Annotated in this window: 18 protein-coding genes and 1 pseudogene; all 19 read right to left on the bottom strand. The window is 42.2% G+C overall.

Annotated elements, in window-relative coordinates:
- Positions 1-5: 5 nt before the first annotated feature.
- On the bottom strand, positions 6-437 hold the full coding sequence (locus BFM96_RS08135) for a precorrin-2 dehydrogenase/sirohydrochlorin ferrochelatase family protein (protein ID WP_068992803.1): 432 nt from the start codon (positions 435-437) through the stop codon (positions 6-8).
- Positions 438-447: 10 nt separating this feature from the next.
- Positions 448-1,023 carry a cob(I)yrinic acid a,c-diamide adenosyltransferase gene (locus BFM96_RS08140; RefSeq protein WP_068992806.1) on the bottom strand — a complete coding sequence of 192 codons (576 nt, stop codon included), beginning with the start codon at positions 1,021-1,023 and terminating at the stop codon, positions 448-450.
- A 3-nt stretch (positions 1,024-1,026) separates the two neighbouring features.
- Complete coding sequence (locus BFM96_RS08145; RefSeq protein WP_068992810.1) at positions 1,027-2,523, bottom strand: cobyric acid synthase; 1,497 nt, start codon at positions 2,521-2,523, stop codon at positions 1,027-1,029.
- Positions 2,517-3,326 carry an energy-coupling factor ABC transporter ATP-binding protein gene (locus tag BFM96_RS08150; protein ID WP_068992814.1) on the bottom strand — a complete coding sequence of 270 codons (810 nt, stop codon included), beginning with the start codon at positions 3,324-3,326 and terminating at the stop codon, positions 2,517-2,519. Before BFM96_RS08150 ends, BFM96_RS08145 begins: the two co-directional genes overlap by 7 nt.
- Positions 3,327-3,344: 18 nt before the next feature.
- Positions 3,345-4,019 carry a CbiQ family ECF transporter T component gene (locus BFM96_RS08155; protein WP_068992816.1) on the bottom strand — a complete coding sequence of 225 codons (675 nt, stop codon included), beginning with the start codon at positions 4,017-4,019 and terminating at the stop codon, positions 3,345-3,347.
- Between the two features lie 36 nt (positions 4,020-4,055).
- Entirely contained in the window at positions 4,056-4,340 is a 285-nt protein-coding gene (locus BFM96_RS08160) for an energy-coupling factor ABC transporter substrate-binding protein (RefSeq protein WP_068992819.1), read from the bottom strand.
- The gene (locus tag BFM96_RS08165; protein ID WP_068992822.1) at positions 4,337-5,065 is read right to left on the bottom strand and encodes an energy-coupling factor ABC transporter permease; all 729 of its coding nucleotides are present in this window, start codon (positions 5,063-5,065) and stop codon (positions 4,337-4,339) included. Before BFM96_RS08165 ends, BFM96_RS08160 begins: the two co-directional genes overlap by 4 nt.
- Before the next feature lie 34 nt (positions 5,066-5,099).
- Positions 5,100-5,801, bottom strand: coding sequence for a cobalt-factor II C(20)-methyltransferase (locus BFM96_RS08170; RefSeq protein ID WP_068992825.1), 702 nt, complete (start codon positions 5,799-5,801; stop codon positions 5,100-5,102).
- Positions 5,802-5,810: 9 nt separating this feature from the next.
- Positions 5,811-6,578: a sirohydrochlorin cobaltochelatase gene (locus BFM96_RS08175; protein WP_068992828.1), complete on the bottom strand. Its 768-nt coding sequence runs from the start codon at positions 6,576-6,578 to the stop codon at positions 5,811-5,813.
- Between the two features lie 10 nt (positions 6,579-6,588).
- A complete protein-coding gene (gene cobA / locus BFM96_RS08180) occupies positions 6,589-8,031 on the bottom strand; it encodes a uroporphyrinogen-III C-methyltransferase (protein ID WP_068992831.1) in 1,443 nt (480 codons plus the stop codon).
- 19 nt (positions 8,032-8,050) lie between these two features.
- The gene (gene cobK, locus BFM96_RS08185) at positions 8,051-8,806 is read right to left on the bottom strand and encodes a precorrin-6A reductase (protein ID WP_068992833.1); all 756 of its coding nucleotides are present in this window, start codon (positions 8,804-8,806) and stop codon (positions 8,051-8,053) included.
- Complete coding sequence (gene cobJ / locus BFM96_RS08190; protein WP_068992837.1) at positions 8,803-9,528, bottom strand: precorrin-3B C(17)-methyltransferase; 726 nt, start codon at positions 9,526-9,528, stop codon at positions 8,803-8,805. The genes cobK and cobJ overlap by 4 nt, the downstream gene beginning before the upstream one ends.
- 29 nt (positions 9,529-9,557) lie before the next feature.
- On the bottom strand, positions 9,558-10,619 hold the full coding sequence (locus tag BFM96_RS08195; RefSeq protein ID WP_068994278.1) for a cobalt-precorrin 5A hydrolase: 1,062 nt from the start codon (positions 10,617-10,619) through the stop codon (positions 9,558-9,560).
- Positions 10,609-11,382 carry a cobalt-precorrin-4 methyltransferase gene (locus BFM96_RS08200; RefSeq protein WP_068992840.1) on the bottom strand — a complete coding sequence of 258 codons (774 nt, stop codon included), beginning with the start codon at positions 11,380-11,382 and terminating at the stop codon, positions 10,609-10,611. Before BFM96_RS08200 ends, BFM96_RS08195 begins: the two co-directional genes overlap by 11 nt.
- A 9-nt stretch (positions 11,383-11,391) precedes the next feature.
- Positions 11,392-11,955: a decarboxylating cobalt-precorrin-6B (C(15))-methyltransferase gene (locus tag BFM96_RS08205; RefSeq protein ID WP_068992844.1), complete on the bottom strand. Its 564-nt coding sequence runs from the start codon at positions 11,953-11,955 to the stop codon at positions 11,392-11,394.
- A complete protein-coding gene (locus BFM96_RS08210; protein WP_068992847.1) occupies positions 11,945-12,559 on the bottom strand; it encodes a cobalt-precorrin-7 (C(5))-methyltransferase in 615 nt (204 codons plus the stop codon). Before BFM96_RS08210 ends, BFM96_RS08205 begins: the two co-directional genes overlap by 11 nt.
- Positions 12,550-13,674, bottom strand: coding sequence for a cobalt-precorrin-5B (C(1))-methyltransferase CbiD (gene cbiD, locus BFM96_RS08215; RefSeq protein WP_068992849.1), 1,125 nt, complete (start codon positions 13,672-13,674; stop codon positions 12,550-12,552). The genes BFM96_RS08210 and cbiD overlap by 10 nt, the downstream gene beginning before the upstream one ends.
- A pseudogene (locus BFM96_RS08220) lies at positions 13,653-14,376 on the bottom strand (cobalt-precorrin-8 methylmutase). Before BFM96_RS08220 ends, cbiD begins: the two are co-directional and overlap by 22 nt.
- Positions 14,376-15,074, bottom strand: a complete 699-nt coding sequence (locus tag BFM96_RS08225) for a cobalt-precorrin-8 methylmutase (RefSeq protein WP_068992855.1) — start codon at positions 15,072-15,074, stop codon at positions 14,376-14,378. Before BFM96_RS08225 ends, BFM96_RS08220 begins: the two are co-directional and overlap by 1 nt.
- Positions 15,075-15,081: the final 7 nt, after the last annotated feature.

Genomic DNA, 15,081 nt, shown 5'->3' on the forward strand with positions numbered 1-15,081 from the left:
TGTCTCTATAATTCGTCTAAAATGGTTTCTAATTTCCTTCGAATTTCCTTAGACCGTGCAGGAGATAAGCCATTGGTAGAAATCATGACTGAAAAGTCCTTGGCGCGTGCGATAGCAACATTATAAAAATCCGAAAAATGCTTATCTCCAGTGTTATTGACTAGCTGACTTGGATGGGCATCTTCCATGACTTGGCGATTGATAGCTTCCTGATCTGTACAAGCAAAAACAAGTTTCGCCTGGTCCAAATCACCCGTCTGATACGGACGATCAATCCAGTGGACACGAGTCGCGTCAATCATGTCATGGAGAGTTGGACTGACAACCGTCACGTGAGCCCCAGCTTCAAGCAAGGTTTTAATCTTTCTTGAAGCTACAAGACCACCACCAATGACCACTACTGGTTTTTCCTGAATGTTAATCATGACTGGGTACATGGACAATCACCTACTTCTTACTCCTAAAAATCTTGGCACTGCGTTTATAAACCGTATCTGAAACACCAAGCCGATCATTCACCAAACGTGCAAGCACGAAAAAGTAATCCGATAAACGATTGATGTATTTCAACCCAACAGGATTTACCGCTTCTTCTGCTTCAATCACGGCGACCATTTTGCGTTCCAAACGTCTTGTCATGGTGCGAGCCATATGAAAAGAACTCGCAATCTTGTGCCCACCTGGAATGATAAAATACTCCAATTTAGGTGGGATATGCATGTAGGTGTCCATTTTTTCTTCCAACCATTCAACGTCTTTTTCCGTTTGTTTATAGGGACGCAGTTCCCTAGGTGTGGCTAAATCGCTCCCACAGTCAAATAATTGCTGCTGGATTTCTTCACATTCTGCTCGTAAATCATCTAAAAGCTCGACTTCTGCCATTTCTGAGACAATGCGTCCCAAAAGGGAACACACTTCATCCATGGTGCCATAGGCTTCCACACGAATATGGGTTTTTGAGACCCGATCTCCCCCGTATAGGCGTGTAAAACCTGTATCTCCGTATTTTGTATAAATCTTCATGTCTCACTCTTCTTTATTGATAATGCGATAAATAGCGTCCATGTCAAGAGAATCTCGTAAAATATCTGCTAATTTATCATACTCTCGATCTTTAAATTCTTGTAAAGTTATCACCTTATCATGGATTGGCTCAAGCCCCTTTGCTTCGCGAATTTTATTAAGGTATTCTCTTGTCCAATTCAAATTGTCAAAAACTCCGTGTAGATAGGTTCCTTGTACTTGACCACCATGGCCAATTGCTCCATCAGAACGCACCGTTTCTTCCCCATTTTGGATAGTGATGGTTGAAAAGGGCTGAACACCTGCTGCAATAGCGGTCTCTCCCATATGAATTTCATAGCCTTCCAGCTCATGTTCTTCATGGCTAGCTTTGACCTGCGTTGTTCGCTTGACTGCCTTAAAGGTTGTTTCTGCGTCCAACAAGCCTAGTCCAGCAATTTCTTCAATACTGGATTCTACATGCAGGGGATCGGACATTTTCTTGCCCAAGAGTTGGTAACCTCCACAAATGCCAAAAATATGAACCCCTTGTTCCATGCAGTGGAGAATTTCTTTCTCCAAGCCTGATTCACGTAGATAGTCCATATCCTCAATCGTATTCTTACTACCTGGTAAAATCAACAAATCTGGCAAACCAATCGCATCTCCTGGCATCACATAGCGGACAGAAACATCAGGCTGGATTTCTAAGCTATGGAAATCGGTGAAATTGGACATCCGTTTAAGACCAATAATAGCCACATCCAAATCTTTTTTAGTATCAAAACGTCGGCTCTTTTGCACCAAAGCTACACTGTCTTCGCTATCAATGTCTAGACTGGCATAAGGGACAACCCCCAGCACAGGAATCTGAGTTAATTCCTCAATCATATCAATGCCTGATTGCAATAAGGCCACATCTCCGCGAAATTTATTGATAACCACTCCTTTGACACGCGCGCGGTCTTCCTTAGGCATCAGCTCAATCGTGCCATAAATTGAGGCAAAAACACCTCCCTTATCAATATCTGCTACTAAAATCACCGGCGCATCCACTAACTTAGCCATGCCCATATTGACAATATCGTGGCTGTTGAGATTGATTTCTGCGGGACTTCCTGCCCCTTCTAGGACAATCACATCATTTTCAGAACCTAATTCTTCGTAGACTTCCTTGATTTTCGGTAATAGTTGCTGCTTAAACTCGTGATACTCCACAGCATCCATATCACAGAGAACATTCCCCATAAAAACGACTTGGGATTTTCGATCAGAAGTCGGCTTGAGAAGCACAGGATTCATGCGTACATCCGGATCAACTCCTGCAGCCTCAGCCTGCACCACCTGAGCCCGCCCCATCTCATCTCCCTGTTTTGTGATGAAAGAATTCAAAGCCATATTTTGCGATTTAAACGGTACAACTTTCAGACCATCTTGTTTAAAAATCCGACACAAGCCTGCAACAATGATACTTTTTCCAGCATCGGAAGCAGTTCCTTGTACCATGATTGATTTTACCATGTTGATTCCCCTTTCAATTTTTTAAAAAAATTCATTTCATTGCTTGCCAAAGGAGTGCCTATCGCCTGATGCAATTTGACAATCCAAGGGGCTTCCAAGCCAGCTTCTTCTAAAAGAGAAACTTGCTGAAACACCTGCCTTTTATCGCCATTTGCAATAATAGTCCCCTTATGCAAAAGATAAGAATAATCGCAGCAATCATACATCAAATCCATGTCGTGACTGGTTAAAATGATATTGGTTCCCGCAGCCACTAACTTTTTCATAGACTCTGCCATCTTTCTGCGTCCTTTCGGATCAAGACCAGCTGTCGGCTCATCCAAGAGCAGATACCTTGGCTTTAAGGCAAGCATACCAGCAATCGCCACTCGTTTTTTCTGACCATAGCTGAGATACTGGATTGGCTTATCTTGCAAATGAACGATGTCCATCATTTCCAAAGCTTCAAAAACTCGGGTTTCAATCTCGCTTAGACTATAATGCAAATTTTCCAAAGCAAGACCAATATCATCTTTCACAATGGTATAAAAGAGCTGTTGTTCAGGATTTTGAAAGACCATGTTGACTTCTTGGCGATAGTGATACAAGGCCTTTTTGGTCATCTGAACTGGATTTCCTTGGTAGAAGACCTGCCCTTCTTGAGCGTTCAACAAGCCTGTAATGATTTTCATCGTTGTAGATTTACCAGACCCATTAGCCCCTAAAATCCCCGTAATCCTACCTTCTTCAAAATCCATGGAAATATTTTGCAAGGTAGGAGTTTTTCGGTCGTATGAAAACGATATCTCTTTTAATTGTAACATCTTCTTCTCCTCTTGTCTCTATTCTTCTTGATAGCCATCAAATTTTAGGCTGAGGACTTCATTTAAATGCTCATTGTCATCCAATAATTTTGTAAATAAGGTATGAGCCAGTAAGCCCCAAGCTTTGTAGTTTTTCCTCTTTTTATAAAAGGCAAATTTTAAATCCAGCGTATCGCGTATGGTTAAAAATTCATACATGACCAGAAAAATAAAGCGGTACATTAAAATAATGATTTCCAAGAGAAAAAGAGGGATATGAATTTTCTTAAAAAGTTGAACCATTTGTACAAATGGTACGGTTAATGCAAAAAAGTAAGTCGCAATAAGCGAACAATAAATCCGCAGCAAGATATAAAAAGCTTGCTGCAAACTCTCTTTATTGATTCCTAAATAACCATTCCATAACGGAATCGAAAAGAGAAAATGGTGTTCTTGAGAATGATAGGTAATCACGAAGGTCAATAAACTAATGAGGAGAAAGATGCTTGCATGAATGTACCATTTTAGGTAGGAGACAAGGGACATTCGTGCAACATAGCAAGTCATAGGAATGACACTTGCTATTAAACAAGCTTGTAAAGGGACAATCCCTGAAAAGCTGATGATGAGCAAAAAGAGGTAGAAGGCAAATTTATAATCTGCCTTTACATTTTTCCATCGATTTTGATAGGCATATTTATCAATCACAAACATTTTTATTGACCTCCCATCATACCTTACGGATAGAGCTTACTGTTTGAGTTCTTTTTTCCCTTTATTGTAGCCGATGACATAAAAGATAATCCCAGCTCCAATACTTCCTTGGAGGGTAAACAACAAACTTTCTACTTCTGAACCTGCTGGCTCAAAAATAGGTGAGAACCACGGCTCATAATCTTCTTGGATGGACGTAATAGCTGTTTCAGCGGCATCGTCAGTTCCACTGTACTCAACTCCTTTTGGAGCAAAGAAGAAGGCGGACAAGATAACTGCAACGGCTGCTAGTAGCAAAAGTAAATTTTTATGAGATTTCATGCGAATAGCCCTTCCTTTTCTTTAATGGTATCTGAGATGAGATTGTAGAGAATAACAGTGAGTAAGCCCTCTACAATAGCGATTGGGATTTGTGTTGTCAAAAAGACACCCATAAATTTCACTGCTGAGCCTACAAATCCTGCTGATGGGTCTGGGAACACGAGACCTAGTTGGATAGACGTTGTTGCGTAAGTTGCAAGGTCTGCGACAACTGCACACAGAAAGAGGGCAACACGACGAGAGACTTTCATTGACAAGGCCAATTTATAGACAAAATAACCAACAAATGGACCTACAACTGCCATTGAAAAAGCATTCGCACCAAGCGTTGTCAAACCTCCGTGGGCTAAAAGTAAAGCTTGGAAGAGCAGACAAATCGTTCCCAACACACTGACAACAGAAGGACCAAACATCGCTGTCCCAATCCCGACACCTGTTGGATGAGAGCTAGACCCTGTCACAGATGGAATTTTCAAGGCTGATAAGATAAAGATAAAGGCACCTGAGAGGGCTAGCATGGTTTTTGAACTTGGTTTTTCTGCCACGATTTTCTTAATGTTCAAGACCCCCATTACAAAGAATGGTAAAAAGAGGGCAAACCAAACCAAACACCAAACAGGTGGCAAATATCCTTCCATAATGTGCATAGCTTGCACTGGACGTGGACATAATAAGTAAAGGACTGTAAATAGCACAATGGCTAATTTCTTGTTATAGTTTTTCATATACATTCTCCGTTTGCATATGGACTAGAGCTATTTACAAGATGTGTTTTTTGACAATCATGGTTGTAAAATAGCTGAGTTTGCTTTCTACATCCAAATCTTCTACCCCTCGCATGACCATTTGTTTATCTGAAGAGGCATGACTGACTAAGAAAGTATTGCCGAGCAATTGGTGTTTTTTAAGCAAAGGCAACACAACATCCAAGTGATTTGCAACCTTCATGAGAACAACGGTATCGTGAAGCTTCAACGCCTCGTCCATCGTTTCAACATCGGTTGTTGCAGGAACTACTGCAAAGGATTCTTCATCCATTGTCAATGGTTGTCCTAGTTCAGATGCCATACTGGTAAAGGAAGTAATCCCTGGAATTGTTTGGGTTTCAATATCATTTTTTAAAATATTAAGGAGATAGCTATAGGTGCTATAAACCATGGGATCTCCCAACGTGATGAAACCAACATTTTTCCCAGCTTTTACGTCTTCTACAATTTCTTTTGAGATGGACTCCCATTGCTCTTTTTTAACCTCTAAAGAGGCAATCATCGGAAAATGACGCTGCTTGATTTCCAAATGTTCGCTCAAATAAGGTTCTGCAATGGATAGAGCCAAACTCTTGCTCCGTTTCTTTGCTTCTGGTGTATAGATGATATCTAAATCATTGAGGAGGCGGCTGGCTTTGACCGTCACCAATTCGCTATCACCAGGACCAATTCCAATTCCATAAAATTTTGCCATTTCTCACTCCTATTCTATAATGGTTTTCAAATGCTCGATATAGAGCGCTTGAATTTCTCTATATTCTCCCAAACCAACCAAATGCGTTGCCACTTGATACCCTCGTGAGGTAAAGTAAGTGTACCACGAATCTTCTTCATCTGAAGTCATGTCATTTGTTGCATGGTCTCCAGCTACCAACATAAACGGCGCTAGATGAATTTGGGTAATTCCCTCCTCTCTTAACTCTTGTTCAATCAACTCAACTGGAGGGTAGCTCTCTACACAACCAATCCTTACAGGAGCCCCTTTTAACATGTGGTCCATGGCTGCATAGGCTGTAAAAGCATAGTGCTGACTTCCATGTCCCATCAAAACAGTTGCTGTATTTGCACCGAACTGTCCGTATTTCTCAAGCAGGATATCCTTAACAAAAGCATAATCCTCTTCGCTATGCAATAAAGGCTTCGCAATCTTTAAAACACGAAACTGCTCTTGAAAGGCCTGTGCTTGCACCACAATCTTTTCATACTCGCCTCCCAAAATCACATGAAGAGGCTGAATATAGACTTCAGTGACACCGGCTTCTACCAGTTCTTCCAAGGCTTCTGATACCGTTGGGATGCTCAATCCTTCTTGCTTTTTTATGCGACGAATCACTACGTTTGACGTGAAGGCACGATGAACAGAGAAGTCAGGGAATGACTTCTGGATCGCCTGTTCACACGCTTCAATCGTTTTCTTTCTTGTTTCGGGGTAGGTCGTTCCAAAGCTGACTACTAAAATAGCTTTTGTCATAGCCTTCTCCTTATCCTAGAATGGATTGACACTTGCCACAAATCGAGGCAATGGTTGGTTCATCTGTTTCAATAATGCCTGTAAAACCAGCCGCTTCAAGGACTTCTCGTGTACTTGAACCCATGACAATAATTGGAATTTCTCCCCAATCATGCTGAGTTTCTTGGCTCAAGGCAACAAAACTCATGGCAGCCACAGAATTTGGGAGGCAAATCGCTTCTACACCATTCCACTCTTCAGAAAGCAGAGGACTATCAAACCCAACATGATGGGTTTCCAAAACTGGGAAATCATAGCAGCGAGCAATTTCATCTTTTTTATGACTTGGTGCCAAAATGTACCAATTACCTGTTTCTTCTTTCATGCTTGCCACCAACTGCGCATCTGAAATTTGCGTTCCCTTCTTCTCAAGGAAGATACCTGCTTGTTCCAGACCTTTTATGGTATGCATACCAACCGCAGCAATCTTGATATTAGCGAGGTCGCGAACATCAATGCCTTTTTCACGGAGGCTAGCAATAAAGAGTGGCCAGCTCTGCATATCTGCCACCAAAATCCCATCAATAGTCTCTATATCTGGTAGGTCAATGGATAATTTCTCAACGGCATTTCGTGCAGGGAAGGTCACCAGATTTGCACCAGCATCCTTCAACATCCGTGGTAATCTACCTGTTGGTGACTCTTGAATCAAGACTTTACGTCCAAACAAAGGAAGATTTTCATGGAAGTTTAATTCCTTGCGGAAAGCTACCACATCTCCCACAGCAATAATACTTGGAGCCTTGAATTGGTGCTCTGCAACCAACTCTACGATGGTTTCTAACGTTCCATCAATCGAACGTTGCTGCGGATGAGTTCCCCATTCTATAATGGCAACGGGAGTCTCCTTATCAAACCCACGTGTCATTAATTCATGCGTAATCGTGGTTAGATTTTTCATCCCCATCAAGAAAACCAGCGTCCCCTTCAACTGTGAAATCGCCTCCCAGTTCAAGGATTCCGTTTCATCTTTGAGATGACCTGTAAAGACATGGAAACTCGTTGCGATATCACGATAAGTCATGGGAACTCCTGCATAGGTCAAACCAGCAATCGCAGAAGTAATACCTGGAATGACTTCAAACGCAATCCCTGCTTTCACCAAGGCAGTAGCTTCTTCCCCACCACGTCCAAAAATATACGGGTCTCCACTCTTTAAACGCACAACGCGCTTGCCTTCTTGAGCCTTCTTAATCAGAATTTGTTCGATTTCATCCTGACGTACACAAGGCATGCCCGGCTGTTTGCCGACATCAATCTTCTCACAATCTGCCTTTACAGCTTTAAAAAGCTCTGGATTGACCAAACGATCAAAAACAAGCACATCTGCTTCTTTCAGACGGCGAAGACCTTTTAGCGTGAGCAATTCATAATCACCTGGACCTGCTCCTAATAATGTTACTAAACCAGTCATCGGTTCTCCTTTCGATTTCTTATTTTTCTTGTGTCAAATAGTCTCTTAGCTCCTCTATGGTAGATACCATTTGCGGATATTCAAGTAACGGTCGAGCAATGATAATACAATCAATCCCTAATTCTAAACAACCATCAATTTTTTCACGAATACCACCGACATTCCCACTTTCCTTAGAGACAAAGACATCTGCTTTTGAACGAGCGATTAATTCTTTATTGCACTCTTTTGAAAAGGGAGCTTTAATCGCGTCTATCTGGTCAGCCACCATGCCCAAGGCCTCACAAGCCAGCAAGACCTCCGAGGTTGGAAGGACCCTTGCCACCACGCGTCTATCTGGCAAACCATGGATAAAGAGTGGCAGGGTCTTGCTCCCAGTTCCAAGGTAAATCGTCTGATACCCCTTATCGCGAATAACCTCGATAGCTTCCTCAGTGGAATGAACAACAATACTGCCTGATAAATCAAGAGTTGCCGAACGTTCAAAACGAAGATAAGGAACATCAGCCATCTCAGCTGCTCGCATGGCTTCCTTTGAAACAATGTCTGCAAAAGGATGAGTGGCATCAATGATTTCATCTACTTGATGCTTCTGGATAAAGTCCACCATATCCTCAGCTGTCAAACGTCCTTGAATAACCGGCTGTCCAAACTTAGAAGCCAAATGCTTGCCATAATCCGTAACCACAGAAGAAGTAACAGAAATGTTCAAATCATTTAGCAATTCTAAAATGGCAGTGCTATCTGAAGTTCCTCCTAATAGCAGCTTCATCATAGAGTGTAGCCTCGAGGAGTAATCATACGGCCATTTTTCACATAGGTTTCTTTATTACCAATGATGACAATAGTCGTCATATCGACAAGAGACTCATCCAAGTCCTTGATCGTAGTTAGGATGTATTCTTCCTCTTTACGGCCGATGTCTTTACCAATGCCGACAATTGTGTCTTCTGATTTGTATTGCGAAATGATGGACAAGGCTTTTGATAGATGGTCAGGCCGGCCTTTACTTCTTGGGTTGTACAAACAAATGACAAAGTCCCCTTGTGCTGCTGCATGCAGACGTTTTTCAATGACGGACATTGGGGTCATCAAGTCACTCAAACTAATGTGACAGAAGTCATTCATCAGCGGTGCTCCCATGACAGCTGCTGCCCCTAGGCTAGCTGTAATGCCTGGAACAACTTTCACTTCAAGCTCTGAATTGTCTCCCAATAATTCTAAAATCAAGCCTGCCATGCCGTACACACCAGCGTCACCACTGGATACGACACCGACATTTTTACCAGTTTCAAGAGCCAAGTCAATCGCTTTTTGACAACGATCGATTTCTTGACGCATCCCAGTCGCTACGTGCTCCTTATCTTTGACAAGGTCACGAATCAAGCGCATGTAGGTTGAATATCCCACGATAATCTCACAGTCTGCAATCGCTTCAAGCGCTTCACGAGACATCAATTCTTCTTTTCCAGGTCCTAATCCGATTACGTATAACATTTCTTTTTCTCCTTTTTTGTTTTTTCTATTTAACGAGTCACAATCGCTCTTGCCAAAGCATACGTACATCCGTCTTTAGCAAAGCGTTCTGTTAAGACTTGCCCGTTACTTGCCACATCTGCACTAGCAAGAGCCACACTTCCTACTCCAACAGTCTTTTTTACAAATTCTGACTGCGGATATTTGTCTGCAACCACTGCTAATTCTTCCTTGGTATAGGTTTCAAATGGGCAATCTAAAGCTTTAGCTAGGGCTAGAATAGCTGTTTCATTCTTTTTGACATCAATGCTGACAATCTTTGAAATTTCACTAGGATCAATGCCTTGCTGTTGGCAAAATAAATCAAATCCTTCTCGAAAGACTTGTGGATCGACATCTTTTCTAGCTCCTACGCCTAAAATATATGGTTTTGGATAAATCACTGCTAGATCTTTCCTTTCTATGGTTTGAGGCTGAGTTGTCAGGAAAACGAAGGGATGATTGCTTCTGAGAACCTCCTCCACCTCGTCTTGATGAATGACTGTCAAACCACGTACATCCCTCACCCAATCCTTTTCTTGGTAGAAGTAAACCGTTTCTTTTCTTCCTAAATAGCTATTAAATGGCTTAATCAGCGGACGAAGTTCTGTACGCCAACCATTGACAGACTTGGCCAAGGTATCAAGAGCAGCTACATTTTGAACATCTGTCGCTGTTGTAATCACAGGATTCGCTCCAAGTAGCTCCGCAATATGAAGTGTCAACTCATTTGCACCTCCTAAATGCCCACTTAACAAGCTAATGACATTCTGGGCTTTTTCATCCATCACAATCACAGCGGGGTCGGCTGCCTTATCCACGACTACTGGAGCAATGGAACGTACCACAATTCCTGTCGCCATAATGCAAATCAGTACCTCAACCTGTGTAAACAGTTGGGCTATAGCTTTCACTGGGCTTCCATCTAGAGCCAGTGTCGTTTCATCAGCGAGCTTCGGCATAGTATAAACCTGAGCGGGTTTTGCTAGCTTTTTCTGCAAACGAAGCGCCGTTTCCTTTCCTGTTTCGGTCAGAGCCACGATAGCATAGGGAAGCGTTTTTCTATTTGGCATGACTACTTTTTCCATGGCGGAATTCATGTTCAAACTCCTCATGATAGAGTTTAGAGTAGTAAAATTCTTGACCTAAAAAGTCTCCTACTAGGATAAGAGCTGTTTTAGTAATGCCAGCTTCATTGACTTTTTCAGCAATAGTTTCAAGTGTTCCGAACACTTTCTTTTCATCAGGCCATGTCGCCTTGTAAATCACAGCCACTGGGGTTGTCGTTGGATAGCCTCCTTCGACCAATTCCTCCACCACCTTCTCAATCCCTTGAATAGAAAGAAAGATAGCCATAGAAGTGCGATGTTGAGCATAACTCCTAAGGGATTCGCGGTCAGGAACAGGGGTACGTCCTGCCATTCGTGTAATAATCACACTTTGGGACACTTCAGGAACTGTGTACTCCGTCCCGATGCTTGAAGCTGCTCCCAAGAATGAACTTACACCTGGCGTACAATCAAACTCAATCCCGCGTTTTTTCATTTCTTCCGTCTGCTCACGAATAGAGCCATAGATTGAGAAATCCCCTGTCTGCAAGCGAACAACATCTTTGCCTGCTTTAACACCAGCCTCCATCACATCAATGATTTCCATCAAATGCATACTCGCACTATCATGGATTTCTGCCCCTTCTTTGCAATACTCCAAAAGAGCAGGATTAACCAAGGAACCTGCATAGATAACCACATCTGCTTGAGACAGCTGTTTATAGCCTTTAAGAGTGATTAAATCAACATCCCCAGGACCAGCTCCGACAAAATGTACTTTTGACATATTTTCTCCTTATTCTTTTATAGCTTTTTGGCACGACACGATAATTGTTGGATTTTGTGGTTTAAAGTAGTGCCCTTTTCCAAGTGCCGTGAATCGGCTAGCCTGAACAGATACCACTTCCACTTCTTCCCAATTCATCTCCTCTGCAATCTGGGCAGCCTCCAAGGCATTTTCTAACAAAATGAAATTCAGTACCAAACGCCCACCAGGCTCTAGTAGCTCATCGCACCAATCAAAGATTTCTTGCATATTGCCACCTGTCCCACCGACAAAAATGGCATCAAAGACACCTTCAAGCTTGATTGGAGCCAGTCCTTCGTGAAGCGTGACATTTTGGCATTGAAAATGCTCAATATTTTGACGTGTTAGTGCAATCGCGTCAGGATTTCGCTCCACCGCAACCACTTCCAAATCAGGATAGGTATGCGCCGCTTGAATCGTCACACTCCCTGTCCCTGAACCAACATCCAACATCCGCTTGGCACGATGTAATTGCAGTTTATCGAGACTAATAGCTCGAATTTCTTCTTTGGTCATCGGAACCTTGGTCCGAATAAATTCACTATCTCTCATCCATTACCACCACAACATTCATCTGATAGTCACGATCTTCTACCTCTTCAGCAGGAAGAATCGTGATTTTTTCATCTTCGTAACTTAAATTTTCGCCGATAATAATCGTTTTTTTCAAGCCCCTCTGAACAGCTTCCTGAGCAATCTGATACGGACCAACTTTTGCATCTGTCACCATAAATACTTTTTCTAAGTCCATAATCAAATCAAAGTTCGGCACCTTGGCATGGCTGCTCGTCAAATAAGCATCGTTCATCGGAAGAAACACACGACTGGCCAAGTATTGCATGGCACTAATACCTGAAAAAATCTCAACTCGGCCAGGAAATTTCTCTGACATCCATTTTCCGAGCCCATAAACCAAGGGGTCTCCAGACACGAGATAAACAATCTCTGTATCTTCAGGATAAGAGAGAATTAACTCCCGCATTTCTCCTAATTTCTTAGATGGGATCAAGCCTTTGTGAGCATACTGAGGAGGAAGAATTTCCAAATGGCGTTCTGTCCCCAAGATAAGATCTGCCTTTTCAAATAAGGCTTCATGGCTCAATAATCCAAATTTAGGATCTCCCGGACCAATTCCAACAACTGTTATCACGTCCATTCCTCCTTTATCTCTTCAATCGGTCTGGTGGAAGCTAGATACCCTTCCTCAGAACCAAATAAAACAACATCAATCACGACTTCTGGCTTGCGATACTTCAGAAGCCGTTCACTTCGCATTTTGATTTTATCGGCTAAAATTTGGTACACTGCTTGATAGCCATATTCTTTAATCGCCTCGCCTGCTGATTCTGTTGTCAAACAACCGTTAACCTTCTGGAGCAATTCCATCGGAGCTCCCATAAGGGCAAGATTTGCAATCAGGGTTTCCATTCTGGCATCGGCATCCTTGCTATGGGTAGAAAAAATACCAGAAGCTACCTTAACTAATTTCCCCATGTGTCCTACCATTAAAACCTTAGTAAAGCCAATCCGCTGCACTTCTTTGAGCACATGCCCAACGAAATTACTCATATTCACAATGCGTGATTTGTCAATGCCTAAAACATTCGTCGTAAAATCCTCACCATAATTTCCCGGAGCAAGGACAACTGAGCGATACCCTTTATTGTAGAGCTGGGTTAACTCTACCGTGATAGCGGCCTTCCAACTGTCCTCTGACATAGGATTGACGATGCCTGTCGTTCCTAAAATAGAAATACCTCCTAAAATACCCAAGCGAGAATTATAGGTCAATTTAGCACGTTCTTCCCCTTCAGGAACAGAAATAATCACTCTAGCCCCGCAATCAGGACCTAGCATATCCCGTACATATTTTTCAATCATCCGACGCGGAGTTGGGTTGATGGCTGCCATCCCAACAGGATTAGCCAAGCCTTTTTCCGTCACACGTCCGACGCCAACTCCACCATCGATTTCAATTTCTGTTTGATCCGGCAATAAGGTAACAGTTGAGTAAATCAATAAACCATGGGTCGCATCTGCATCATCACCCCCATCTTTTTCAACAGCTGCCGAGGCAGTCTGTTCTCCAAAAGATGGATCGTGAATATTCATGGTCACTTCCACGCCATTTGCTGTATGAACTGTGATTTTTTCTTCGATTTCTTGATTTAAAATCATACTCAATGCAGCAACCGTAGCTGCTGTGGCACAAGTTCCGGTCGTGTAGCCTCGCTTTAATTTTTTTCCATCTACATAGACGTATTCATCCATAGACCTAGTCCCTTTCTAGGATTATTTGTTGCCAAAAGCAGTGCAACGACGGTAGTCTTCGGTTTCATCACCTAGTTGGTATAAAATCGCATTCACAATCGCTGCAGCAATTGTGCTACCCCCTTTTCGTCCTAAAGCTGCAATAGATGGCAAGGAACTTTCATGAAGCTGTAATTTTGATTCAGCCGCTCCAACAAAGCCAACTGGCACGCCAACTACCGCATCTGACTCTAACTCACCTGCTTCCACCATATCCAACACTTTAAAGATAGAAGTTGGTGCATTGCCAAAAACAAATAATTTCGGTCCTTCTACCTTGGCTGCGTACTCAACCGCCGCCATAGAACGGGTAATCCCCTTTTCTTTCGCTTCTTTGAATACTTCTGGTTCATTGACTAAACAGCGATAGGCAACACCACGTTTTTCTAGTAATTTCTTATTAAAACCACCAAGAACCATGGTCGTATCCGTGAAAATCGTTCCTTTATTGGTCAAGACATGAATAATTTTTTGAATAACATCGTTTGAAAATTTAATATTGTAAAGATAATCAAAGTCTGCACTAGCAAAAACCACACGTTTCAAGACCGCTTCTTCAAAAGGATCGGTGAAGATAATCTCGGGATGTTCTTGATCAATTATTTCTTGAATTTTTCGAAAACTTGCTTCTTCAATTTTATGAGCTTGCTTGAGATAAGACATCACTTTTCTCCTTCTTTCTTAGTCGTTGGTGTCGAATAGCGGACGTAATCATCCGTAATCACTTCTTTCATTTGATAAATAATGGCATTGATAATCGCTACAACGATTGTGCTCCCCCCTTTTCGACCAACCGTCGCAATAGCTGGCAAGTTGGATTCTAACAAAGCTTCTTTACACTCTTCAACATTGATAAAACCAACAGGGACACCGATGACTGCATCTGCCTCCATAAGACCCTGATCTACCAACTCTAAAAGATAAGAAACGGCTGTTGGAGCACCACCAAAGGCAAATATTTTAGGGCCTTCGATTTTAGCAGCATACTCTACCGCTGCCATCGCGCGTGTGATTTGCTTTTCACGAGCTAATTGAACAACTTCTTCATGATTAATCAAACAGTCATAACGAACCCCCATCTGGTCAAGCACTCGCTTGTTAATCCCATTCAAAGAAATCGAAGAATCGACTAAGATAGTCCCTTTATTTTTTAAGACATCGATGATTTTATCGTTCACTCCGTGAGTAAAACGCATATTGTAGAGATAATCAAAGTCCCCCGTGGTATGAATGGCACGTTTGATGATCGACTCTTCCATCGCCGTTTGAAAACGGTAATCTGGATGTTCCTCATCAATGACAGATTGAATAATTTTAAAACTCGTCTCCTCAATAGAAGATGGATTTTGAATATATGACATAAATAAA

Origin of the sequence: Streptococcus himalayensis (assembly GCF_001708305.1) — a bacterium.
In the GTDB taxonomy this organism is placed as follows: domain Bacteria; phylum Bacillota; class Bacilli; order Lactobacillales; family Streptococcaceae; genus Streptococcus; species Streptococcus himalayensis.

Bases quoted from the DNA above. Each gene is read 5' to 3' on its own strand.
- BFM96_RS08135 (WP_068992803.1), bottom strand. From the start codon at position 437: ATGTACCCAGTCATGATTAACATTCAGGAAAAACCAGTAGTGGTCATT.
- BFM96_RS08140 (WP_068992806.1), bottom strand. From the start codon at position 1,023: ATGAAGATTTATACAAAATACGGAGATACAGGTTTTACACGCCTATAC.
- BFM96_RS08145 (WP_068992810.1), bottom strand. From the start codon at position 2,523: ATGGTAAAATCAATCATGGTACAAGGAACTGCTTCCGATGCTGGAAAA.
- BFM96_RS08150 (WP_068992814.1), bottom strand. From the start codon at position 3,326: ATGTTACAATTAAAAGAGATATCGTTTTCATACGACCGAAAAACTCCT.
- BFM96_RS08155 (WP_068992816.1), bottom strand. From the start codon at position 4,019: ATGTTTGTGATTGATAAATATGCCTATCAAAATCGATGGAAAAATGTA.
- BFM96_RS08160 (WP_068992819.1), bottom strand. From the start codon at position 4,340: ATGAAATCTCATAAAAATTTACTTTTGCTACTAGCAGCCGTTGCAGTT.
- BFM96_RS08165 (WP_068992822.1), bottom strand. From the start codon at position 5,065: ATGAAAAACTATAACAAGAAATTAGCCATTGTGCTATTTACAGTCCTT.
- BFM96_RS08170 (WP_068992825.1), bottom strand. From the start codon at position 5,801: ATGGCAAAATTTTATGGAATTGGAATTGGTCCTGGTGATAGCGAATTG.
- BFM96_RS08175 (WP_068992828.1), bottom strand. From the start codon at position 6,578: ATGACAAAAGCTATTTTAGTAGTCAGCTTTGGAACGACCTACCCCGAA.
- cobA (WP_068992831.1), bottom strand. From the start codon at position 8,031: ATGACTGGTTTAGTAACATTATTAGGAGCAGGTCCAGGTGATTATGAA.
- cobK (WP_068992833.1), bottom strand. From the start codon at position 8,806: ATGATGAAGCTGCTATTAGGAGGAACTTCAGATAGCACTGCCATTTTA.
- cobJ (WP_068992837.1), bottom strand. From the start codon at position 9,528: ATGTTATACGTAATCGGATTAGGACCTGGAAAAGAAGAATTGATGTCT.
- BFM96_RS08195 (WP_068994278.1), bottom strand. From the start codon at position 10,619: ATGCCAAATAGAAAAACGCTTCCCTATGCTATCGTGGCTCTGACCGAA.
- BFM96_RS08200 (WP_068992840.1), bottom strand. From the start codon at position 11,382: ATGTCAAAAGTACATTTTGTCGGAGCTGGTCCTGGGGATGTTGATTTA.
- BFM96_RS08205 (WP_068992844.1), bottom strand. From the start codon at position 11,955: ATGAGAGATAGTGAATTTATTCGGACCAAGGTTCCGATGACCAAAGAA.
- BFM96_RS08210 (WP_068992847.1), bottom strand. From the start codon at position 12,559: ATGGACGTGATAACAGTTGTTGGAATTGGTCCGGGAGATCCTAAATTT.
- cbiD (WP_068992849.1), bottom strand. From the start codon at position 13,674: ATGGATGAATACGTCTATGTAGATGGAAAAAAATTAAAGCGAGGCTAC.
- BFM96_RS08225 (WP_068992855.1), bottom strand. From the start codon at position 15,074: ATGTCATATATTCAAAATCCATCTTCTATTGAGGAGACGAGTTTTAAA.